The 23,162-nt window shown below is 61.0% G+C and carries 19 protein-coding genes and 3 pseudogenes; 11 read left to right on the top strand and 11 right to left on the bottom strand.

Translation table 11 applies throughout. The features are described from left to right. Positions 1–96 precede the first annotated feature (96 nt). The 5 genes from dctP to D5400_RS20150 form a co-directional block, all read right to left on the bottom strand. A complete protein-coding gene (gene dctP / locus D5400_RS20170) occupies positions 97–1,083 on the bottom strand; it encodes a TRAP transporter substrate-binding protein DctP (RefSeq protein WP_126012123.1) in 987 nt (328 codons plus the stop codon). Between the two features lie 75 nt (positions 1,084–1,158). Beyond that, positions 1,159–2,622: a biotin carboxyl carrier protein gene (locus D5400_RS20165; RefSeq protein WP_164527979.1), complete on the bottom strand. Its 1,464-nt coding sequence runs from the start codon at positions 2,620–2,622 to the stop codon at positions 1,159–1,161. Positions 2,623–2,639: 17 nt separating this feature from the next. Further along, positions 2,640–4,004, bottom strand: a complete 1,365-nt coding sequence (locus D5400_RS20160) for an acetyl-CoA carboxylase biotin carboxylase subunit (RefSeq protein ID WP_126012119.1) — start codon at positions 4,002–4,004, stop codon at positions 2,640–2,642. After that, the gene (locus D5400_RS20155; RefSeq protein WP_126012117.1) at positions 4,004–4,543 is read right to left on the bottom strand and encodes an acetyl-CoA carboxylase biotin carboxyl carrier protein; all 540 of its coding nucleotides are present in this window, start codon (positions 4,541–4,543) and stop codon (positions 4,004–4,006) included. The genes D5400_RS20160 and D5400_RS20155 overlap by 1 nt, the downstream gene beginning before the upstream one ends. Before the next feature lie 42 nt (positions 4,544–4,585). Beyond that, positions 4,586–5,773, bottom strand: a complete 1,188-nt coding sequence (locus D5400_RS20150) for a CaiB/BaiF CoA transferase family protein (protein WP_126012115.1) — start codon at positions 5,771–5,773, stop codon at positions 4,586–4,588. 144 nt (positions 5,774–5,917) lie between these two features. On the opposite strand from D5400_RS20150, the gene D5400_RS20145 reads away from it, so the two are divergent. Beyond that, positions 5,918–6,745: an IclR family transcriptional regulator domain-containing protein gene (locus D5400_RS20145; RefSeq protein WP_126012113.1), complete on the top strand. Its 828-nt coding sequence runs from the start codon at positions 5,918–5,920 to the stop codon at positions 6,743–6,745. 11 nt (positions 6,746–6,756) lie between these two features. Here the strand turns inward: D5400_RS20145 and D5400_RS20140 are convergent, their stop codons facing one another. Beyond that, entirely contained in the window at positions 6,757–7,524 is a 768-nt protein-coding gene (locus tag D5400_RS20140; protein ID WP_126012111.1) for a citryl-CoA lyase, read from the bottom strand. Between the two features lie 225 nt (positions 7,525–7,749). Between D5400_RS20140 and D5400_RS21675 the strand changes: the two are divergent. The 6 genes and pseudogenes from D5400_RS21675 to D5400_RS20110 all read left to right on the top strand — a co-directional run. Further along, a pseudogene (locus tag D5400_RS21675) lies at positions 7,750–7,986 on the top strand (transposase); the annotation flags it as partial. A gap of 229 nt (positions 7,987–8,215) precedes the next feature. Next, positions 8,216–9,201, top strand: a pseudogene (locus D5400_RS21915) (transposase). After that, positions 9,191–9,349, top strand: a pseudogene (locus tag D5400_RS20125) (IS3 family transposase); the annotation flags it as partial. The pseudogenes D5400_RS21915 and D5400_RS20125, both read left to right, overlap by 11 nt. A gap of 315 nt (positions 9,350–9,664) precedes the next feature. Next, entirely contained in the window at positions 9,665–10,660 is a 996-nt protein-coding gene (locus D5400_RS20120) for a TAXI family TRAP transporter solute-binding subunit (RefSeq protein ID WP_280988299.1), read from the top strand. Further along, the gene (locus D5400_RS20115) at positions 10,657–12,567 is read left to right on the top strand and encodes a TRAP transporter permease (RefSeq protein ID WP_126012105.1); all 1,911 of its coding nucleotides are present in this window, start codon (positions 10,657–10,659) and stop codon (positions 12,565–12,567) included. Before D5400_RS20120 ends, D5400_RS20115 begins: the two co-directional genes overlap by 4 nt. 103 nt (positions 12,568–12,670) lie before the next feature. Further along, entirely contained in the window at positions 12,671–13,579 is a 909-nt protein-coding gene (locus tag D5400_RS20110) for a DMT family transporter (protein ID WP_126012103.1), read from the top strand. Positions 13,580–13,588: 9 nt separating this feature from the next. Here D5400_RS20110 and D5400_RS20105 read toward each other — a convergent pair whose 3' ends face one another. From D5400_RS20105 to D5400_RS20095, 3 genes are all read right to left on the bottom strand, one after another. Beyond that, positions 13,589–14,122 (bottom strand): MarR family winged helix-turn-helix transcriptional regulator, encoded by a 534-nt coding sequence (locus D5400_RS20105; RefSeq protein WP_205665493.1) that lies wholly within the window; start codon positions 14,120–14,122, stop codon positions 13,589–13,591. 8 nt (positions 14,123–14,130) lie between these two features. Then, positions 14,131–15,054, bottom strand: a complete 924-nt coding sequence (locus tag D5400_RS20100) for a DMT family transporter (protein ID WP_164527977.1) — start codon at positions 15,052–15,054, stop codon at positions 14,131–14,133. Positions 15,055–15,160: 106 nt separating this feature from the next. Beyond that, a complete protein-coding gene (locus D5400_RS20095) occupies positions 15,161–16,444 on the bottom strand; it encodes a Rieske 2Fe-2S domain-containing protein (RefSeq protein WP_126012099.1) in 1,284 nt (427 codons plus the stop codon). A gap of 406 nt (positions 16,445–16,850) precedes the next feature. Between D5400_RS20095 and D5400_RS20090 the strand changes: the two genes are divergently transcribed. The 4 genes from D5400_RS20090 to D5400_RS20075 are packed head-to-tail and all read left to right on the top strand — an operon-like array spanning position 16,851 to position 20,178. Continuing rightward, entirely contained in the window at positions 16,851–17,549 is a 699-nt protein-coding gene (locus tag D5400_RS20090) for a PDR/VanB family oxidoreductase (RefSeq protein WP_245451370.1), read from the top strand. Then, positions 17,539–18,741: a Gfo/Idh/MocA family protein gene (locus D5400_RS20085; RefSeq protein ID WP_126012095.1), complete on the top strand. Its 1,203-nt coding sequence runs from the start codon at positions 17,539–17,541 to the stop codon at positions 18,739–18,741. Before D5400_RS20090 ends, D5400_RS20085 begins: the two co-directional genes overlap by 11 nt. Beyond that, positions 18,728–19,717, top strand: coding sequence for an ABC transporter substrate-binding protein (locus D5400_RS20080; RefSeq protein ID WP_205665492.1), 990 nt, complete (start codon positions 18,728–18,730; stop codon positions 19,715–19,717). The genes D5400_RS20085 and D5400_RS20080 overlap by 14 nt, the downstream gene beginning before the upstream one ends. A 23-nt stretch (positions 19,718–19,740) precedes the next feature. Next, positions 19,741–20,178, top strand: coding sequence for a hypothetical protein (locus D5400_RS20075; protein ID WP_126012093.1), 438 nt, complete (start codon positions 19,741–19,743; stop codon positions 20,176–20,178). 65 nt (positions 20,179–20,243) lie between these two features. Here D5400_RS20075 and D5400_RS20070 read toward each other — a convergent pair whose 3' ends face one another. Continuing rightward, positions 20,244–22,157 carry a TRAP transporter permease gene (locus tag D5400_RS20070; protein WP_164527976.1) on the bottom strand — a complete coding sequence of 638 codons (1,914 nt, stop codon included), beginning with the start codon at positions 22,155–22,157 and terminating at the stop codon, positions 20,244–20,246. Positions 22,158–22,188: 31 nt separating this feature from the next. Next, on the bottom strand, positions 22,189–23,085 hold the full coding sequence (locus tag D5400_RS20065) for a TAXI family TRAP transporter solute-binding subunit (RefSeq protein WP_245451588.1): 897 nt from the start codon (positions 23,083–23,085) through the stop codon (positions 22,189–22,191). Positions 23,086–23,162: the final 77 nt, after the last annotated feature.

Here is a 23,162-nt window from a genome sequence, read left to right as displayed (position 1 = left end):
CGTATTTCCCCTAATTCCGGATCAGCGGTCGGTCAGTTACGAAGACGACATCCCATCGCGAGCGGAGGCGCGCGAAGGGATGTCGCTTGGTCGGATTTACTCGCCTTCGGCACCGGTCAGGCCGGCTTCTTCCGCCAGCCGCCTGACCTCGGCGATCGCCTCAGCGTTCTGCTCTGCCGCCAGCGTCATGGCGCCCTCATACCAGGTCTCGCCGATGAGCGGCAGGAACTCGCCTTCCAGTTCGGTCACTTGCATGCCCTCGCTGGCCAGCGTTTCCTCTTCCTTGGCGACAACGTCGTTGAAGATGTCGATGGCTTCCATTTCGAATTCGCCCGCCACGCGCTCGATCAGTTCCTTGGTCTCGTCATCCAGTGCGTTCCAGCGGTCGAGATTCATCAGCACGACATGTCCGACCTGACCGAAGGAAGGCCGCATCATGTAGTCGGCGACCTCGAACCAGCGGAAGCCAACGGCGCCCACCGTTGGCCATGCGGCGCCCTCGACGACCCCGCGTTCGAGCGAGGGATAGATCTCGCTGGCGGGAAGCACGACAGGCGCGCCGCCCAGCTTTTCGATCAGCGGGTGGTAGATGGGCGTGCCGCGGACCCGACGACCCTCGAGCGCGTTGTCGCCAAGTGGCTCCTTCAGGATGATGTTGTAGCCGTTCATGTCGTAGAGCACGGCGACCAGCTTGAGACCGAGCGTCTGATACTGCTCGTCGACATAACCCCAGATACCGGACTCGCGCAGTTGGGTCGGATCGGCCGAAACCGCGTCGAGCGTCATGCCGATGGAGGTTTCGTTGTAGTGATAGGCCCCGTTGGTGAAGAGCATGTCGAACAGGCCGCGAGAGACCGGGTCGAGCTGCTCGAAGGGCGGGATCGTTTCCGGGCCGGAGCGGGTGATATTGACGTTTCCATCCGATTCCTCCTGCAGGCGCTGCATGAAGGGATCGAGCACGGCAGTGACGGGTGCGTAGCTGGTGTCCCAGCCGGTCAGCATCCGGAAGTCCTCCGCAATTGCCTGCGGTGCCGAGATGGCGATGGCGGTCGTGATGAGCAGTCCCGAAAGCAGATGACGCATTTGATGTTCTCCTCCTCAAATCGATTGACGTTCCCGTAGACCAGGTTCGGTCGCGCTTTTCCGGCGCCGAACGTTTCAGCCCTCCCTGCGGCTGAGCGTGATGCGCATGTCGCTTTTGGCGAACGAGACATGCGCCTTGTCGTTGATCCGCGTCAGGCTCCGAATCAGCGCCACGAACGATGTTCCCGACAGCGAGTATTCCGACGGCTTCGGGGCATTGCGGGCGATCTCGATGGCGTCCTCGCCGACATAGACCCGCAGCAGCAGTTCCTCGTCGCTCAGCCGCTCGCCATAGTGGCGGCGAACTTCCGCGAGGCTGGGCTGGGGATATTCGACGGCGGCCAGTTCGCGGGCGCGCGGCCGGTCCAGGATACGATCGCGCACATCCGGGTCCATGTGCTGAAGCGCTTCCTTGCCCCAATGCCCAAGCGCATACTGGATCGTCTCGTCTGTGACCTGACGGTACCGCTCGCCGACCATGACGTTGACGGCGGCCTGGGTCCCGACGAACTGCGATAGCGGCGTGACCATGATCGGATAGCCGAAATCGGCCCGGACCTGCACGACTTCCTCCAGCACCTCCGGCAGGCGGTGTTCCTGCTTCACCTTGGTGAGCTGGTAGCGCAGGTTGGAAATCATTCCACCGGGCACCTGGTGCCGATAAAGCGACGCGTCGTATTCGAACGGCTGGCCGATTGCGAGACCTTCGCGCTTGGCGACGCCGGTCAGGAACGTCTCGGCCTGCTTCAGCGGCGCCTCGTCGAGGCCGGGATCGAATCCAAGCGCACGGATGTTTGCCGCGACGTTGAAGACCGAAGGCTGCGACGACGCATTGGCGAGTGGCGGCACGGCGGTGTGGATATGCGTTAACCCATGCTGCAGCACCTTCACGACGTTGAAGGGTGCAAGGCCGTTATTGCAATGGCAATGAAATTCGATCGGTATGCCGCCGGCGGCTTCCTTGATCCGCGGCAGGATCGTGTCGATCCTGTCCGGCGTCAGCAAGCCGCCTACATCCTTGAAGCAGAGCCGGTAGGGGTTGAGCGCTGCGGCCTTTTTTACGCGGTCAATGAAGTAGTCGTCGGTATGACGCGGCGAGACGGAATAGATGAGGTTGATGACCGATTCCATGCCCATGGCACGCAGCCCGTCATGCTCCTCCTTCAAGTGGTCGAAATCGTTCCAGGGATCGGAGATGCGGGCGACCGAAATGCCACTGTCGATAACCACCTGGACAAGGAGCTTGGCCACCGATTCGGGGATCTTGCCGAGACCGCTGCGATAGCCGGCATGAAGGCGCAGCGGCGTGTGCTTGGCCTTCTTGGCGCCCAGTCGAAGCCATTGAAAGGGGTCTTCCCCGAGATCGCGGATCATCTTCTTGATCTGGACGACTGGTACATAGAACTCCATGGCTTCGAAGCCGGCGCGGTCGAGATGTTCAAGCGCCGTTAGCATGACGCCGGTGCGCATGTTCATGGCCCAGAGGCTCTGCTGGCCATCGCGCAGGGTCGTATCGATAATGGAGATGGATTTCGACATTCCGCTTACCTCGCCCGTCATGCTGGTAATGCCTGGAAGCTGGGCGCGAACGCCTCGAGCCAGCGTGTATTGAAACGTCCGGCGCGAAAGTCCTCCGCACTGAGCACATGGCGCAAGAAGGGCAGGGTCGTGTCCGGCCCTTCCACTTCGAAGTCTGCGAGCGCCGCCGCCATGTTGTCCAAGGCCTCTGCTCTGTCGGAGCCGCGGACGATCAGTTTGCCGAGCAGCGAGTCGTAATAAGGCGAGACGGTCCAACCGACATATGCGTGGGTGTCGAGGCGGATCTGGGCACCTTTCGGCGGCGTCCATGCTGTTATGCGGCCGGGCGAGGGCTGAAATCCCTTCGCCGGCGATTCCGCGTTGATCCGGCATTCGATGACATGTCCGTCAAGCCTGACGTCCTCCTGGCGGATCGACAGCGGCAGGCCAGCGGCGACGCGCAGTTGCTCACCAACGATGTCGACTCCGGTCAGCATCTCGGTGACCGGATGCTCGACCTGAACGCGCGTGTTCATTTCAAGAAAGTAGAAATCCTCGCGGTCGAGATCGACGATGAATTCGACCGTGCCAGCGCCGACATATCCGATATTGCGGGAGAGCCTGACCGCCGCCTCGTGGATGGCGCTGCGCAGACTATCCTTCAGGCCGACGGACGGCGCTTCCTCGACCATCTTCTGGTAGCGGCGCTGCAATGAACAATCGCGTTCGCCCAGATGGACGACATCGCCCAGCGTATCGGCCAAGATCTGGACCTCGACATGACGGGCATTTTCTATGTAGCGCTCCATGAACAACGCCTTGTCGCCGAAAGCGGCCTGCGCCTCGGCGGCAGCCTGGTCGAAGGCGCTGCGCAGATCTGCTGGCTGGTTGACAATGCGGATACCACGGCCCCCACCGCCGGCTGCGGCCTTGAACAGGAGTGGCATGCCGATCTCGCCTGCGATCTGCTCGGCATGGGTGAAATCTGTAATGCGCACAGACCCTTCGGCGAGAGGCACCTCAAATTTCCTGGCCAGCGCGCGTGCCTCGAGCTTGTTGCCCATGGAGCGGATGTTGTCGGGAGTCGGGCCGACGAAAATGAGATCGTTGTCACTGCAAAGCTGCGCGAAATCGGCGTTCTCGGCCAGAAAGCCGTAGCCGGGATGAACCGCGTCGCATCCCGTTCCAAGTGCAGCCGATATCAGGCGCTCCTGGCTCAGATAGCTGGCAGAGGCCGAGCCGGGACCGATACATACCGCGCGATCAGCCATCGATGCCGCCATGCTTTCGCGGTCCGGCACCGAGACGCCGACGACGGTCTCGATGCCCTGCTGGAGACAGGCCCGTATGATCCGAACGGCGATTTCGCCGCGATTTGCGATGAAGACCCGGCGGAGAGGCATCACGAGGCCTTCGGACGGACAAGGAAGAGCGGCTGGCCGAATTCGACGAACCCGGAGTCCTCCACTAAGCGCTCCACGATCGTACCGGCAACGCCCGATTTGATGCCGTTGAAGACTTTCATTACCTCGATTAGGCCTACGTTGGTATCTGGGCCGACTTCGGTGCCGATTTCCACGAAAGGCGGCACTCCGGGCTCGGGGGCCGTATAGAAGATGCCGACGATCGGCGCGGTGATCTCGACCAGATCCGAGTCAGCGGGGCCGGATGCCTTATGGCCCGGCTGGGTGTTTGAAGCCGGGGTTGGCGCCGCCGGCGAGGACGCTGCCGCGGGGGCGGGCGAAGACGCTGGAGCGGGTGAAGGTGCTGGAGCAAAAGCGCGATCGATAGGCGCCGAAGCAGGCAAGGCGCCGGTCATGCTGGCCGACAGGCGCAGGTCGCCGATCTGCAGATCGATGCTCTCGAATTTCGAATTCTCCACCAGCTCCAGGATCTGGCGCAGGTCATCTGCGGAGAGGGGGCTGTCCAGGTAGCGTGCCATTTTTCTTTCCCGACTATGCCGGCGTCGAACCGGGCGCCTTGATCAACTTGTTGAAGAAAGGGACGCGGAGTTGGCTGCGTCCGAAAGGCCCAGTTCCTCGAGTATCTGTGCCGTGTGTTCGCCGAGGAGCGGTACAGGCCGGTCCGCCTCGTCCTCGGGACGGTGGGGATCGTCGATCGCGTAGCCGACCAGCGGCAGCGCCCGCTCGCCTTTGCCGAAGGTGCGCGCCATACGCAGCGCCTTCGCCTGCGGATCGGTCATCGCCTCGGCCACCGTGTTCAACGGCCCGCAGGGCACGTCGCTGGCGATCAGCCGCTCAAGCCAATGCGACCGGTCCCGCGTTCCGAACACCGCCGCCAGTTCCTGACGCAACCGCTCATAGTTGCGCTCGCGCATGGACTTGGTTGCATAATCGGGGTGATCGCCAAGGTCCTTGCGATCGATCGCCGCGAGAAGCGCCAGCCAGAATTTTGGCGGCGAGGAAAGGTGGATGGCGAGCGGCAGCCCGTCGGCGCAGACGAAGGCAAAGGATTGCGAGACGCGGGCCCGGGACGACTTGTCGGCGATTGCGCCAGTGAGGAGATATTCTGCGACGCCGTGTGGTTGGAAGGCGATGGTCGCGCCGAGCATGCTGACGTCGATGCGCCGACCAAGGCCAGTCGTGCCGCGCGAGACGAGCGCCCCGAGCACGCCGTAGGCAGCATAGAGCCCGGTGAGCTGGTCAGAGATCGGCGGCCCAACCGGGTCGGGCGTTTCCATGTCGACCAACTGGCTCCAAAGGCCCGACATCGCCTGCGCGATGCCGTCGAAGGTGGGCAGGTCGCGGTAGGGCCCGCTCTGGCCCATGCCGGAGATCGAGCAGTAGACCAGACCCGGCGCGCGCTGTTTCAACGCCTCGTAACCGACGCCGGCGCGATCGAGTGCGCCGGGCCGGAAATTCTCAATAACGACATCGGCGTTGGCCGCCAGGTGCAGGTAGTTCTCCCGTCCCCTCGGCGTCTTGATGTCGAGTTCGATGCTGCGCTTGCCGCGATTATAGGCGGCAAAGGCGGGTGAAATCGCCGCGCTTTCGCCGGCCCAGATACGGAAGGGGTCTCCGGTCCCGGTCATCTCCACCTTGACGACATCGGCGCCCAGATCGGCCAATAGCATGCCCGCGAAGGGGCCGCTGATGACATTCGCCATCTCGACCACACGGATCCCCGCGAGCATGCTCCGATTGTCGAACACCTAGTTCCTCCCGATCGCATCGGCGAAGGTCGCCTTCGACTGCAACGACGGCGATGGCGCTCCCGACGCCTCGCCGAATATGTCTTGTGCGCATAGCGCACATTATGTACGCTATGTGATCAGGTTAGGGTGAGGTCCATGTGAATGTCAATGCTTATTGATCTAAGGAATGAGCGTTGGTTCATTTCTTCGCTCGAACGCGGGCTCAATGTCATCAACGCGTTCAGCAGCGCCAAACCTGCTCTTGCAGTATCTGAGATAGCCAAGCTGTCCGGTACGTCGCGCGCTTCGGCGCGCCGGATCGCCATGACATTGGAGGCGCTCGGCTATCTTGCGCGCTCCGATGGCAACCAGTATTTCCTCACACCGAAGACGCTGGCACTCGGAACGGCATATCTGTCATCGCACGGCGTGGGAGATGCGTTGCAGCCGATCTTGCGACGCCTGCGCGATTTGTCGGGGCGTTCCTCCAGCATCTCGGTGCTCGACGGCGAAGAGATCATCTACGTTGCGCGCGCATCGGCATCGGGGCCGCTGCGCGTGCACATCAATGTCGGACAGAGGCTGCCCGCTTATGCAACCGCGATGGGCCGCGTCCTGCTCGCGGCCCTTTCGGACCAGGACTTCGAGGTGTGGTTGCGCGCTGCCCGGCTCGAACCGGTCACCGAGGCGACGATCACGGAGCCTTCCAAATTCCGCGCGGCGATCGAGACTGTGCGCGCCGACGGCTATTGCGTCGTCGAGGGGGAACTGGGTCCCGGGATCAAGGTGCTCGCTGTCCCGATCGTCTCGGCTCAAGGCACGACCGTGGCGGCCCTCAATCTCACGACCCAGTCGGCCTTCGACCGGGAGCGGGACGTGGTCGCCGAATTCCTGCCGGAGGTGCGCCGGGCCGCCGCGGAAATCAGCGGCGTCTGGAACCATTTGCAGGTCCGAAACATGCGCGACATGCTGGATCCGGGGCCCGACTGAGCGTCAAGGCGCTAGCGCGCAACCTCGTCTTCGATCCGCCGGTAGACTTCGTCGGCCATCGGCGTGTTGATTTCCTCCCAGGCATGACCGACCAATCCGACGGCGCGGCTCATGACCGCCATGCCGCGCGCAAGACGCCAGTCCAGCCCGAGTTCGCAGAGAAGCGCGCCGATGGCGCCGGTGACGTTGACCGGCAGCACCCGGCCGGAGGTCTCGCTTGCACTCGCGCTGATCTCCCACATCAGTTCGACATATGGTCCAGCGAACCCCTGATCCTGCGCGATGGCGCGCAACCGCTCGGCGCGCGGATCGATCGGCTTGTGCAGTGGATGCCCGATACCCGGCACAAAATGACGCCGCGCGGCATGATCCTCGACGACAGCATTCGCGATGGCTTTGATGTCGCCTGGCTGCGTCGCGTCCGGCAGGGCAGCCTGAAGCACGCGGGCTGCTCCCTCCATGGTCCCCGCAAAACGGCTGCCGAGACCATTCAGCCCGGCGGCGACCGCTGCCTGCAGTGCTTCGGGTGCACCGGCCAGGACCATGCGCGTGGCGATGGCGGACGGCGTCATGCCATGCTCGACCAGCGAGACGAGCATGGCGTTGAAGATGATCGATTCCGACGGGGCGGGCCTGCGCCCGGTGATCTGAAGGAAGGCCATGTCTCCGAAATTGATATGGCCCATCAACTCCTGAGGCAGGTCAAAGCCGCGGACGGTCACCGTGTCCGACGTGCTCCGCCCCAATTCCGACTTCAGTTGTCTTTGGCTGTGCGACATTTCAGATCCCTTCAAGTGTGTGCACTGCAAACAAGCTGCGAGCGCTGCAATTCAGTTTGTGATTTTTACCGGGCTGTCAACATGTCCTAGCTTTGCCCTGGTCGTCGCCGCGGAGCGCACTATTCACTTGGACGGGCGCGTGGGCATCAACTTCATGTGGGGTCGAGAACTGAATAGAACACGGATTTGTAGACGCCTTCTTCCTAATTTCGAGGCAGGTAGGTCATGATGGTGACTGGCAATTACAGTGACAAGTTCAAGCGCGATGCTGTCGCGCAGATCACCGAGCGGGGCTGTCCGGTTTCAGAGGTGTCGCAGCGGCTTAGCGTTAGCCAACACTCGCTCTACGTGTGGAAGAAGAAGTTCTCGCAGCCATCAGGAGGCGATGGGGATCAGGCGGCAGGGATACGTCGTCTGAAGAAGGAGCTGGCGCGCGTCACCGAGGAACGCGACATCTTAAAAAACCGTTGGAGGGCCGCCGCCAGCCTGTGCGCGGTAGAAACACCTGTTACTCGGGCACGCGGAGGGGAGCTGCCGATGGCTTATTGGAGGCATACAACCCCGTTAAAAAAACGTGGCACATGGGCTGATCCGTTCTTGAGAACGGTGACGCCGCGTCGGTGGTAATCCCGGATAGGAAGAAGACCGACTTGCATTGCCCAGCCCCTCCAACCCGAACGGAGGAGGCGCTATGATGAAGTCCGATGAGGGTGACAAATCCGGCCTGAAGATGGTCAATCCCGGATCTGCCGCAGTCGACATTGGTTCCACCAAGCATGTGGCTGCCGTGAACCCCGATAGTGATGATACGCCGGTGTGCGCGTTCGGTACTTTTACGCAAGACCTGCATGAGTTGGCCGAGTGGTTCCAGTCTTGCGGCGTAACCAGTGTCGCGATGGAGTCCACCTGCGTCTATTGGATCCCTGCCTTCGAGATCCTCGAACAACACGGCATCGAGGTGATCCTAGTAAGTGCCCGGTATGCAATGCTCGCGAAGAGCACGTACTCGCCCTTCCGCAGTCGCTGGAACTCTATGACTTCTACCAGCAGAAGATGCTGGAATGTGACCGCAAGCTATTGGCCGCCATCTCGGACCTGACGGTTCGCGCCGAACAGCAGTTGCCACCTCTACCGAAGACAAGGACGACTACCAGACAGGTGAATGAACCGTCATTCGACGTTCGATCTGCACTTTACTGTGTTCTTGGCGTCGACTTGACTCACATCCATGGTCTCGGTCCCTCTCTGGCGCTCAAGCTGGTCGGCGAGTGCGGCTCGGATTTGCAGGCATGGCCGAGCGCGAAGCACTTTACATCCTGGCTTTGCCTCGCGCCGGGCAATAAAGTCTCAGGTGGCAAGTTGCTCTCATCCCGAACGCGCCGATCGTCTAGCAACGCAGCCGCATTGCTACGATTGGCGGCCGTCACGATCGGACGAAGCGACACGGCACTCGGCGCGTTCTACCGACGCCTCTCTGAACGGATCAGTAAACAAAAGGCGGTCACCGCGACTGCAAGCAAGATCGCGGTGCTGTTTTACAATACGCTGCGGTTCGGCATGATCTATCGTGATCCGGGTGGCGCAGAAGATGACGCGCGACATAAGAAGTCGATTGGATGTTCGTTGGCTCCATTCCCGCTGCCGGGTGTGTTTAATAGGAAGCCACCGCGTATTTAGCCAAGGATCCAAAGTGAGAAAAGCGTCTGTTGCCGAGCATCGCCAGCAATTCACGGTGCGGGCGATGTGCCGCTGCCTGCGTATCCGGCCAAGTGGCCTCTCAGTCTGGATGAAGAACCCGAGCAACCGGGCTCGGGAAGACGCACGTTAGACCGAACTCCTCCTAGTTTGGACGATGCCGCAGACTGATCCGAGATTTCAGCGGACGATCGCCTCAGCCGATGCATGGATATTCATCGCCAATTACGCCTGTTGACCCGGCGGCTGCCAAGACAATGAAATCCAAGCAATCTGCTGATTCAGGCTCTTGGAGGTAGCCCCTGTGTCAGCCTCTTCCTGCCCACCGAATGCCGGCGATTGACGCAAAGAAAGTTTTAGGTCTAACATTAGTTACCAAACTAATTAATCTGTGGGCGCTGAAGGAGCGAGGCCTCGGATTGATCAATCTGAATGGGAGGACATCATGAATTACTCACGGAAGATCGCATCCGCCGTTGCAATGGCATGCCTGCTGGGAACGCAGGTTCCTGCCTCTGCGCAATCGCTCAATCTCACGCTTGCCGGTGCAAGCCCGGGCGGGCTTTGGACACTGATGGGCGCTGGTCTGGACGCCGCCTTGAAGAAAGGAGCGCCAGGATCTTCCGTCACCTATCAAACAACGGGTGGGGGCTTTGCCAATGCAGCCATGGTCAGCCAAGGACGCGCCGAAATCGGCCTCATTCACGACGCTGAGCTGGCCATAGCGGTTGCCGGCGGCGAGCCGTTCCAGCAGCCGATCGAGAACTTGCGAACCATTGGCTACCTTTATGACTGGGCGCCAATGCAGTTTGTCGTGAACAAGAGCTTCAGCGACGAATACGGCATCACGTCACTCGCTGATTTGGTCGAGAAGGAAGCGCCCGTTCGGATCACGATCAACCGCGCTGGGAACATCACGGGGCAGGTTGCGTCTGCCATGATGGCCGCTGCAGGTGCCGACGACGAAGCGATCGCAGCATGGGGCGGAAGCGTTGTACAGGCGGGCTCCTCAGAACAGAGCGGTCTACTCCTTAACGGACGCGTGGACGTCTACACCAACGGTGTTTTTGTCGGTCACAGCTCGATCCGTGAAATTGAGAACAGCCTGGACATCAAGATTCTCGATATTCCGGAAGATGTGCGCAAGAGCGTCGCGGAGGAGTTTTCTATCGGCGAGTTCACAATTCCTGCGGAAACCTACGAGAACCAGCCTGAAGCTATCGAGACTGTGGCGCTTGGCGCTGTGCTCGTTGCAAGCGAAGACATGTCCGAGGAAGACGCCTACACGCTGACCAAAGCGATCCTCGAAAATGTCGCGGAGATCCAGACAGTCCATCCCGCCATGGCTGATCTCACCACGGAACTCCTCGTGCGTGAGACCGCGGTTCCATTTCATGAGGGTGCACTTCGCGCATACCGTGAAGCAGGCCTGATGCAATGATTGGCCGACTGTTCGACACCGGGAGGCGCCGCCAATTCGACGGCGCCTTCCGGTTCTGGCTCTTTGCGGCCTCGGCGGTGTTTGCTACTGGGGTCGTTTACGCAAACATTTTTGCGCTACCCGATGCGCTCCTTATCGGGATCTTGTTCGTCTGTGGGATCTATTCGCTGCTTTTCCTGGCGGTCGGCGCGTCGCGGCACTCGCCCGCCATACCAAGCGTGTTCGACTGGGTTCTGTCGGCCGCGAGCGTCGCATGCGGCATCTATTTCTTCATGATCCGCGGTTACCTTGCCAACCACATCACGCTGCTGAACCCGCTTGGCGCGGACCAGCTGTTCTTCGGTGCTGTACTGCTCGCCCTGACGCTCGAGGCGACCCGTCGAACGACTGGACCGGGATTGACGATCGTCGTTCTCGTCTTCCTGGCCTACAATCTCTACGGGCACGTTCTGCCGCCGCCTTTCGGCCACGGCTATATCGATTTCGGCTCGTTTATCGATACGCTCATGTACACGACCGACGGCGTTTTCGGCGTCCCGATCCAGGTCGCGGCGAGCTATGTCTTCCTCTTCGTCATGTTCGGCGCGTTGCTGTCCAAGGCAGGCGGTGCAGATTTTATGTTCCAGCTCGCGGCTGCGCTCACGGGCAAATCTCCCGGCGGCCCTGCCAAGATTGCGGTCGTTTCATCCGGAATGTACGGCATGATCTCGGGAAGCCCGACGTCGGATGTCGCGACGACCGGAGCGGTGACGATTCCGATCATGAAGCGCTTAGGTTATTCGGCGCGGTTCGCGGGTGCCGTCGAAGTTGCTGCTTCCACCGGCGGCTCCGCCATGCCGCCCGTGATGGGCTCGGCGGCTTTCATCCTTGCTGAGTATACGGGTATCGACTACCGAGACGTGGTTATCGCCGCATTGATCCCGGCGCTGCTTTACTATCTCGCCGTCTATCTCCAGGTGCATTTTCGCGCCGTTCGCCAGGGACTGCGCGGCATCGATCAAGCCGATCCCATCCTGGAAACGCTAAAGTCGGGCTGGGTCTTCGTTCTGCCGCTCGCCGTGATCGTCTGGGCCTTGCTGGTTGGCTATACGCCGACCTATGTCGCCGTTTACGCGACGGTCGCCCTGGTCATCGCTTCATTCTTCACGAGGCGGACGCGCATGACACCGCGCGGCGTCATGGAGGGTCTGGGCGAGACGACGTTGCGCATGCTACCCGTGGCTGGTGCCTGTGCCGCTGCGGGTCTCGTGATCGGCGGGCTGACGATGACCGGGCTGGCGATGAAGGCGTCCAATATCGTCATGCTGGTCGCTGGTTCGGGGACTCTTCCGCTCCTCTTGTTCGGCGCGGCGATTGCCATTCTGCTCGGCATGGGCATGCCCACGCCAAGCGCCTACATCCTCGGTGCGGTCCTGGTGGGGCCTGCGTTTGTCGCAGCGGATATCCCCGTGCTGCCGGCCAACATGTTCCTGCTCTACTACGCCGTCCTTTCTGCGCTGACCCCGCCCATCGCGGTCGCTGCCTTCGCCGCCGCGGCGATCGCCGACGAGGATGCGTTGAAAATCGCGGTGACGTCGGTAAAGCTTGCGGCATTCGGCTTCATCGTTCCGTTCTTCTTCGTTTGGAACGAGGCGTTGCTGTGGCAGGGGGCGGGCTTGAACATCGCGATTGCCGCGTTGGGGGGTGTCGTCGCGGTCGTCATCCTCGCGTTGGCGCTGGAGAGCGAAATGGCCCATTGGCTCCGTCTGCTGTGCTTTGTGGCGGCAGGCGCTGCCATGGCACCTTATCTGGAACTGTCGGTGCCGATCATTGTCGGCGCAGCTGTTCTCGGTGTCATCTGGTGGCGAAGAGGGACCTTGCCGCTCATCCGGACCCCGGGTGAAATCGCGGTTCGGTCCGACAGTTGACCATCGCCGCTCCCGCCGCCGGAAAAACACGGAAGCGGGAGCGGAACGACCACACGCGACAGCTCTCCGCCGGGCCGAGCGGCCGGAGCAACAGAACGTCTTGATGATTGGTGCTCTCTTCGCCCTTTTCGGTGCTTTTGCCTTTGCGCTCGCCAATGTCGCTATCGCCAAGGGCGCGCATGAGGGCGAAAAGAATAACGGCGCCTTTCTCTCCATCGTGATGACATCTGTTTTGTCCGGCAGCCTCTGGCTTCTGCTCGGTCCGGCGCTGCCGACAATGGACGGGCAGTTTCTGACCGGCCTTGGTTTCTTTGCAGCGAGCGGCATGCTGGCGACCGTCATCGGACGATTGACGCTTTTCCGTTCCGTCATCCTCGCCGGAGCGATCAATGCCGGGCTGTTTCGACGGCTGATTCCGATCTTCGCAACGCTCTTCGCCTTCATCATTCTCGGCGAGACGATCGGCTGGCTGGCAGGCGCCGGCATGGCGATCATTCTCGCCAGCCTCATGGGGGTCATGACCGTGCGTGGTGCAACTGGCGGGAGATGGGACGATGCCGAAAAGAGGTCTCGCGCGCTCGGCCGCGGCCGGATGTTCGGCGCATTGTCGGCTGCGTCGTACGGTGCTTCCTACAGTGCGCGTAAGCTCGGCATGTCGGCAATCCCGGATCCGATGCTGGGTACCTTCATCGGCGCCTTGACGGGTATCGCTTGGTACGCCGGCGGCAGCGTGGTCAGCCGCAACTACAGAAACGTCGTCGCAACGTCGCTCCGCGGCATGGGGAAGTGGCAATTCATCGCCGCGTCGTCGATGTCGTTCGGGCAGATGGCACAGTTCTTCGCGCTTCTCCATGCCGACGTCGCCGTCGTCGCGATCATCGGATCGCTCGAGGTCTTCCTCGGCATTTACTTGGCGGCCTATGTGTTCCGGACCGAGGGGCCGCCCGAAGGTCGGATCATCGTCGCCTCGTTGGTTGCCACGATCGGTGTCGTCCTCGTCGCTTTGCCGTGAATGCCGGGCTTAGCGGTCGATCTTCGCCGAAAGGTTCAACTGCACCTTCGCGAGCAGTCCCAGCATCGCCTCTTTGTCACTGCTCGTCAGCGTGGAGGCGGCGTCCTCGACGACTTCGCGAGCGAGCGGCAGCAGCTTCCTTTGCAGCGCCCGGCCTTCTTCGGTGAGAAAGACATTGATCTTGCGCCCGTCGTCGGCGTTGCGCTCACGGCGAATGAAGCCGCTGCGTTCCATGGATCTCAGAGCCGTCAATGTCGTCGGCTCCATGGTTCCGACACGCTGCGAAAGCTCGCGCTGGGTCAAGCCATCCTCTTCCCAAAGCACGCGCAGGAAATACCACATGCCAAGAGAGACGCCGAAAGGTTCGATCTTGCCCTGTAGATAGCGCTGGAACAGCCGGTGGGTCGCCCGAATCTGATAGCCCAGGCTCGTCTCCAACGGCAGCACGGTCCCGGTCGATCGGCTTTTGGTCATGCGGCTCATCCTCGATCCTTGCTGGCAGGCGTCCAGGCGCAGCAATACCCGCTGGCCGATGAAGATCAAGGCGCAGCTCAGCGCATCGCCAAGACCGGAGGCGCTGGGCGGGTGACGAGTGCAATCCCCATGAAGATCAGCAGCATGCCGACGAGGTGGTAGGACCGGAAAGTTTCACCGAGCAAAAGCACTGCGAGCACCGTGGAGAAGATGGGCATCAGGTACATGAAAAGACCTGTTTTGCCCGGACCGAGCGCAGCGACTGCGCGGTTCCAGAAAATGTAGGCGAGCAGCGATGGAAATATGGCGAGATAAACGAGGGCTGCTATGTTCGCCCCGTTTGCCGAGAAGGTCCCGCGCTGGCCGACTTCCCAGATCACGAACGGCAAATGGATGATCACGCCAAAGGCAATGGTCACTGTCAGGAAAACGCTCGTCGGCAGGGCCGTTCTGCGCCAGCGGATCAACACCGTGTAGAGCGCCCAAAAGGTCAGGCCCGCAAGAACCAGAATGTCGCCGACATTGATGACCAGAGCCCCGAGATTGGATATTTGCCCGCGCAGCACGATGAAGAGCGCGCCGGCAACGCACACCGCCACACCGACGATCTGGCGCGGTGCAAGCCCGTCCCCGATGAAGATCAATGCCAGCAGAAAGGTCACTACCGGCATCAGCGAATTGATCAGCGCGGCATTGACGACGCTGGTGTGTTGCAATGCGACGTATATGAAGCAGTTAAACGCCGCGATCCCGATGCCGCCCAGAAGGAAGAGGAAGCCGAGCTCTTGTCGTATGATCGGTCGCGAAGCGACCAATGCCCGCAGCGAGAACGGCACAATGATTGCCAGCGCGAGCAGCCAGCGCCAGAACGACATCTGGAATGGTGGTATCTCCTCGTGAAAGAGGCGGGCCACCAGAAAATTCCCCGCCCAGAAAAGCGGTGGCATCACGGCGAAGATATAGATCGCGGGTCGTGGTTTGTCCGAGGGCGCGACCGCCATGCACATCACCATCACTGTTGAGGGGGTCACTGCCTTTCGGCGTGGGGAGATCTTGAAAGATCCCCGCTTGGGCGGGGATCAAAGGTCCGACCACAGTGTCGGTTCGTTACTCGGCTGCTTCACGGTTTTCCGACGTGTCGACCAGCGTCCGCCAGTCGACCGTCTTCGGGTACACGCCTTCGCGCGATGCGATGCGGGCATGCGGAGTGCGCGGCTCTTGCGTGCCGATCGCCTCGCCGCCCTCTGCGACCTTGCGCGCTGCATCCACCATCAGACGCCGAAATTCCACGATCGCGAGATCGGAAGCGCCGAGAATGTCATCGGTGCGATTGACGATCTTGCCCATCGACACCCACATGATGATGTCCTGGTTGGGAATACCCGGTACGCCGGTAAAGCTACCTTGTTTCATTGCCTGGCGATCCTGCAAGAAGTGGTTCTCCAGCGTTCGCCGCGACCTCCACTTGTCGTCCAAATCGACGCCCGGTTGGGCATGGTTGAACCGCCGCCATTCCTCTGTCGAAGGGCACTTCTGACCGCCCCAGGCGACGAAGTGAAACGCCGTCGTCTCGTCGTCGATCGGAACGATGACGCTTGCGACGTTGTAGTTGTTGTTCGGCGGGATTAGCGACATGTAAGGCGCGATGAACTCGGTGATGCGCAGGTAATTGTGTGTGGCCGCGTTCTTGATCGGCTTGCGGATCGCGGCGTAGTGGAAGCCGTAGCTCGTCGTCTGTGTCTGCATGCGCGGCGATTTGTCGGTGGAGGGCCGATACCACGCCTGCTCGTCAGCGGAAGCGCCTTCGACGCGCGCGGGCTTCATGTCGGATGAATGCAGCGACGACGAATGCGCGCTGTCGATCTGGCCTTCATGGATTTGAGCCCAATTGCAGGGAATGCGTATCTTGACGATCGCGACCTGCGTGTCTTCCGTAGGCGCGAAGGCCGGCGGATCGAACTCCGGCACGTTGTCCTCTTCGCCGAGCCAGGCCCAGACAAAGCCGCCCCATTCCTTCACCGGATAGGCGCGATGCTTGACCTTGTTCAGCAGCGGACTTCCTTCAGGTTCGGAAGACATGGCGACCACATTGCCGTCAACGTCCATTTTCCATCCGTGATAAAGACAACGCAGCCCGCACTCCTCGTTGCGGCCGAATACCAGCGAGGCCCGTCGATGCGGGCACAGCTCGTCGAGCAGGCCGAGGCGCCCGTCGGTGTCGCGGAATGCCACATACCGCTCGCCGAGGACCTCGACGAGCAGCGGTGTGCCGTCGCGCTCCGTCACCTCTTCAGTCAGACAGACCGGAGTCCAATGCTGGCGCATCAGCCTGCCCATCGGCGCACCGCCGGTTACCCGCGTCAGCAGTTCGTTTTCCTCATGCGTAAGCATCCACATGACTCCATCAATTAGTTTGCTAACTGAACATACCGTGGCTGTCCGCCAGCGTCCAGACGTTGACACAATATAATTAGGTTACTAAGTAAATTGTCACTCTTCGCGGGGAGACCGCGCCTTGTAACAAGCTGGAGAAAGCGACCGCGCCATGGGACCGAGCGAACAAAAACTGGTTGTGAAGGTCGTTGATCGACGGGATTTGACCGCTGCGATCACCGAATTCACGCTCGAACCGGTAGACGGTGGAGCGCTCCCTTCGTTTGGAGCCGGGGCTCACGTAACCATCGAAACGCCGGCGGGTGCGATGCGGCGTTACTCGCTCCTAGGTTCAGGGCAATCGCCAGCCCGTTACAGGATCGCAGTGAAGAGGGAGGCGCAATCACGTGGCGGGTCTCACTCAATGCACGTAGATGCCCAGATAGGCACCGCCCTTACCATCGGATCGCCCGAGAACGATTTCCCGCTCAAAGAAGCGCCGCGCTATCTGCTGATTGCGGGAGGCATAGGCGTCACCCCGATCTATGCGATGGCGACGGAGCTTGCGGAGAAGGGCAAGGACTTCCAGATCATCTATTGCACGCGAAGTGCCGACGAGACCGCCTATCTCGAAGAGATGCGCTCAGCTTTCGGCAATCGCCTCCAAATCCATCATGACGACGGCGATCCGGAGAAGATCTACGATTTCTGGGATCATTTCGAGGAGGCCCGCAACATGCATGTCTATTGCTGCGGGCCCCAGCCCCTCATGGAAGAGATCAAGGCCATCTCCGGCCACTGGCCTGAAGGGCGGGTGAACTTCGAGGACTTCAAGCCGGTCGAGATTGTACGCGCCGACGATCTGCCATTTGAGGTCGAACTGGCCAAAAGCGGTAAGACGGTCACGGTTCCTGCGGATCGGTCGATCCTTGAAGCCGTGCGCGACGCCGGCATTCCTACCGTCAGCTCCTGCGAAAGTGGAACGTGCGGCACCTGCAAATGCGGGTTGGTCGCCGGCGATCCCGATCATCGCGACATGGTTCTGATGGACGACGAAAAGGACGACTACATCATGATCTGCGTGTCGCGGGCAAAAGACGGGAACCTCGTTCTTGACCTCTGAACCGATCCGCCTTGGTGTCGTCGGGCTCGGCCGTGCCTTCATGCTCATGCTGCCGACGTTTCGTGCCGATCAGCGCATTGAACTTGTTGCAGCAGCTGCACCGCGCGAGGCATCGAGGCAAGCTTTCGAGAACGAGTTCGGCGGCCGCGCCTATGAAACGATCGAAGAGCTGTGCGCCGATCCCGTTGTAGAAGCGATCTACGTGGCGACGCCGCATCAGATGCATCGCGATCATGTCATCGCCGCCGCTCGCGCCGGCAAACATGTTCTGGTCGACAAGCCGCTCGCCATCTCGCTGGAAGACGGCGCGGCGATGGTAAAGGCCTGCCGCGACGCCGGTGTTCATCTGATCGTTGGTCCAAGCCACAGTTTCGATGGCCCCGTCGTGCAGGCCAAGCGCCTGATCGACGAAGGCGCGATCGGCGGGGTGCGCATGATCAACGCATGGAACTTCACCGACTTCCTCTACCGTCCGCGACGGCCGGAAGAACTCGATACCAGCCAAGGCGGTGGCGTCGTGTTCTCGCAGGGCGTTCATCAGATCGATATCGTTCGGCTTCTGGCTGGGGGACGCGGGAGAAGCGTCACGGCCATGACCGGAAAATGGGATGCCCGGCGGCCGACCGAAGGCGCCTATTCGGCGCTGATGACTTTCGAAGGCGGCGCCTTCGCCGCGTTCACCTATTCCGGATATGCCCATTTCGACAGCGATGAATGGATGGATTGGACCGGAGAGTTGGGTCACCGCAAGGACCCCGCCCAATATGGTGGCGCCAGACGCGCGCTCGCGAAGGTTGCTTCCGCTCAGGAAGAGGCAGCGCTTAAAACGGCGAGGACATTCGGCACCGGTTCGGAGCCACCCGTGGCGGACCATCACGAGCATTTCGGCCCCATCATCATATGCGGCGATCGGGGGGATTTGCGTCTGACGCCACAGGGCGTTCATGTCTATGGCGACGAGGAACGCACGTTCCACTCGGCAGCGCCGGTCGCCGTACCGCGCGCCGAGGTCGCCGATGCGTTGTTCGACGCTGTTCGCGGCGACCGTCCGCCGGCTCAAACCGGCGCTTGGGGGCTAGCCAGCCTGGAAGTCTGCCACGCCATCTTGCAATCGGCGGAGACCGGACTGCCGGTCGACCTGCGCCATCAAGTTTCAGTTACAGGGGAAGAGGGACGAGATGACCGACCTTAAACTATCGCTCGCCATGGGCGACTACGACCGCACGCGACCGATCGCCGATGGACGCGTGAAGATCGACGGCGTCGATCCCACCTGCATGCTGCTTTCGCCTGAAGAAATGTTCTTCCGGGCTTTCCGCCACCAAGCCTTCGACGTCAGCGAGTTGTCGCTGTCTTCCTATTCCATATCGGTTGCTCGTGGTGATCCGCACTACGTGGCGATCCCGGTCTTCCTTTCACGCGCATTCCGGCACACCTCAGTGTACATACGCACCGACAAGGGCATCGAGAAGCCGGCAGACCTCAAGGGCAAGAGGATCGGCATCGCCGAATACCAGCTTTCCGCGAATGTCTGGGTGCGCGGCATCCTGGAGGATGCCTATGGCGTGAAGCCGTCCGACATCTGCTGGGTGCGCGGCGGTATGAACACGCCGGGAAGACCCGAGAAGATCAAAGTCGATCTGCCGGTCGACGTCCGGATCGAGGCTGCGCCCGAAGGAGCCACCCTCAACCAGATGCTGATCGACGGCACCATCGACGGCTTTATCGGCCCGCGTGCGCCGATGTGTTTCGACGAGGGTTTCGACAAGGTCGACAGGCTGTTTCCCGACACTTGCGCGGCCGAAGAATGGTACCGCGAAACGCGCGTTTTTCCGATCATGCATGTTCTGGGCATGCGTCGCTCTCTCTCAGACGCCCAGCCGTTTCTTCCAGGGGCATTGCTGAAAGCCTTCACGGAAGCAAAGGCCATGGCCCAGAAAGCGCTGTCCGATACATCGGCGACCAAGGTGACGATGCCTTTCGTGGAAGACAATCTGCGCCGCGCCGGTACGCTTATGGGGTCCGATATTTGGACCTATGGCCTAAACGGCAACCGCCAGACGCTCGCCACCTTTCTCGACTATCATTACCGCCAGGGACTTTCCCCGCGGAAGGTTGAGGTCGAGGAGCTGTTCCACCCAGCCACGCTGGAAGCCTACAGCCTCTGAGCGCTAACATGGAGCGGACCGAAATGGGATTGAGCCCCGGCGACATTGTCGAAATCAGCACTGACAAGGGCCTCGCCTATGTGCAGGTGACGCACGACCATCGGTCTTATCCGCAAGTCGTACGCGCGCTCAAAGGCCTTTACCAGGAGCGGCCATCAGATATCGAAGAAATCGCCGCTACAGCCACGCTTTTCAGCGCGCTTCTGCCTCTAGGAAGCATGCTCGATCGTGGTGCAGTGGCCGGCGAACGGATCGGCCGTGCCGCAATTCCGGAAAGCGACAGGGACTTTCCGACCTTTAAGACGCCGATCCGGGATAAGGCCGGCGCGATCGCCTACTGGTGGTACTGGGATGGGGAGGGCCTGCGCTACGATGTGGAGCCGCGGGAGGCGACTGACAGCATGCCAATGCGCGAAGTCATGACCGCGCGAACGTTGCTGGAGCGGCTCGCTGAGGCCTGAGCGTTTAGACGATCTAAACGGAAATGGCCCGTCGCTTACCGGCGGGCCATTTTTTGTTCGTTCAGTCAGCCTGCGCGGGCTTCTGCCGGCTCCGCTTGCGCGACGGGTCGTATCATCGCCCATAGGATTCCGAAGCCGATCACTCCAACGACATCCGTCCAGATAAAGCCCGGCAGGATGCTCGCCGGCAGCAGCGCAAGAATGCCCGCCACAACCAGCATCCCCCGTTCGGCCAGCGTCACCGACCGTCGGAAAAAGCCGACGATCCCCGCGGTCACCATATAGATGCCGAGGATGGCGGTGGCCAAGGTCCAGATCACTTCGAGCCAAGTGCCGTCGAAGATCAGCGCCGGTGTGAAAATGAACAGGAACGGCACGATGTAGGCCGGCCAGGCAAGCTTCATGGATTCGATGCTCGTCGCCCAGGATGATGCGCCTGCGATGTTTGCCGCCGCGAAGGAGGCGAGCGCCACCGGCGGCGTCACCATCGACAGCAGACCGAAATAGAAGACGAACAAATGCGCGGCGATGACCGGCACGCCGACTTCCACCAGGGCGGGTGCGACGAGGGTTGCCAGGAGGATGTAGACGCCGACCGTCGGCATGCCCATGCCTAGCACCACGCTGATCAGCGCGGTGATGACCGCGAGCACGATGACGTTGCTGCCTGCAGCCGCGACGATGTTCATCGTCAGGTTGAAGGCAAGGCCAGAGATGTTGAGAACGCCGATGATGATGCCTGCCGCGGCGCAGACAATTATCAGATCGAGCGCTGACCGTCCGGTATCGGCGATGAGCGGCAGGATATCGCGCGCCTTCATGCGCTGACCCTTGTAGCCCATCACGAAACTGACCACGAGCAGCACGATCGTCGCCAGAACTGCCGCCCGTTCCGGCCGCATGTTGAGCTCAAAGAGCGCATAAAAGAGAACCGCGAAGGGAATGATGAAGTGCCAGCCGGCCTTTAATGCGCCCCAGCCGCTCGGGATGGCGTCTGCTGGTACGGCCAGCAGGTTACGCTTTCCAGCCCGGAGGTCCACGTTGATGAAGATCGCAACGTAATAAAGGATGGCGGCAGGCAGCGCGGCTAGCATGATGTCGACATAGTCGACCTGAATCATGTCGGCCATGATGAAGGCGGCCGCGCCCATGACCGGCGGCACCAATTGTCCGCCGGTGGAGGCCGTCGCTTCAACGGCTCCGGCATAGGCAGGCGAGAAGCCCGCGCGCTTCATCATAGGGATAGTGACGACGCCGGTTCCGACAACGTTTCCGACCGCATTGCCCGAGATCGAGCCGAACAGCGATGAAGCTGTAACAGCGACTTTGGCGGGTCCCCCGCGATATCGTCCCATAAGCGCGAGCGCACCGTCGTTGAAGAAGTTGGCAGCACCACAAGCCGAGAGTAGCTTGCCGAACAGCAGGTAAGGGACGACGATGACCACGGCGACCTTGAGTGCCTGACCAAGCATGCCATTGGCGTCCGTTGCCAAATAGATTGCGAGCTCAGAAAACATCGTCTCCCGGCTGCGAAACTCGCCCGGCATCAGATGTCCGAATAGGCCATATGCCATGAAAAGGAGTACGACGACGAAGATGCCCATGCCGACTGATGGCACGACGTTGAGCATGAGCGCCGCCAACACGACACCAGAGAGCGCGACCAGCCAGAAAGGCAGGTAGGGCGCTTCCATTGTGATGTTGATGTAGTCGATGGCGAGATAGAAGCCGACGCCGAGTGTCACGGCGGCGGCGAGCAGGCTTGCCACTTTCAACAAGCTGCCCACCGACGTCCTGGCGATCGCCAGGAAGCCGGTGGTCAGTGCCAATGTCAGACCTGCCGCCAGAAGCTGTGCATCATAGATAGAGACGCCAAGATAGCGATGCAGGTCGCCTGCATACCCGATCGAAAGGAGGACGATGAGCGTGCCGCTCAAGCGTTCCAGCCAGAGAAGCGGTCCACGATGTGGCGCTTCCACGTTGCTCTCTTCCAGCGACATCGCCTAAGCCTCAGTCCACCAAGCCGATTTCTTGGTAATAAGCAGACGCTGCCGGATGATATTCGATGCCCTCGAATTGCGGTGCCATCTCAGCCGGTTCGAACTCGGCAAATGTATTGAGGATTCCACGCACCTTGTCAGGGTTGTCATGCAGAAGCTCAACAATCTGGCGCACCACGTCGTCGTCGAGATGGGCCCCGCCGGTCAGCACGTAATCGTAGCCCATCATGGGTGTGTCTTCTTCGACCCCTGGTGCAGATCCACCTGGCACAACCTTGATGTATGACGTCGGGACGAACTTCTGCATCGCGGCTTCAGCTTCAGGCGTTTCCTCCACGGCAAGCCAGCGAATGCCGATTGCTGCGTCGGCTTCACGGGTTTTTCCCCCTTGGAGTGCGAAGAATGCAACATCCACATTCCCCGAGATCAAGTCGTCGACGCCATTTGGCACCGAGGGTACATTGCTTGCACTCATGTCGTCGATCGAGAGACCGCCAGCGGCGAGAATGCCGTCGACCTGTAGGCGAAGTGTCGGTTGCGCAGCGAAGCCATAGGTGATCGTCAGCCCCTCGATGTCGGAGACTGTTCTGTAGTCGGAATCAGCGCGTACCATGAAGCCATATGCCGAAGAGCTCAGCGACCCAATCGCTCGGATGTTTTCGAGTGGACGGCCTTCGAAGGGCTCATCACCGAACGCTGCAGCAGCGAAGTCGGGGCTGGGGACCAGTTGAAGATCCAGGCGGCCGGCATCGATGAGCGGCATGGACTGACCTGAACCCCCATACGCTTGCACGCGCACGTCCAGACCGAGTTCCTGTGACAGGAACTCGGCGAAGCCAGCATTCACTGCATAATTCTGCGAGCCCTGGGTGCCAGCGCCGATGCCGAGCGACTGTGCATGCGCCATGCCGGTCAACGTAAGGCCTGCCGCGAAGCAAACGCCCGAAAGAATGTGATAGTTCATGTTGGTCTCCTCCATGTTTC

Origin of the sequence: Georhizobium profundi, assembly GCF_003952725.1 — a bacterium.
GTDB classification, from domain to species: domain Bacteria; phylum Pseudomonadota; class Alphaproteobacteria; order Rhizobiales; family Rhizobiaceae; genus Georhizobium; species Georhizobium profundi.
The sequence above is the reverse complement of the archived record's forward strand: the minus strand, read 5'-3'. Positions and strand labels throughout refer to the sequence as shown.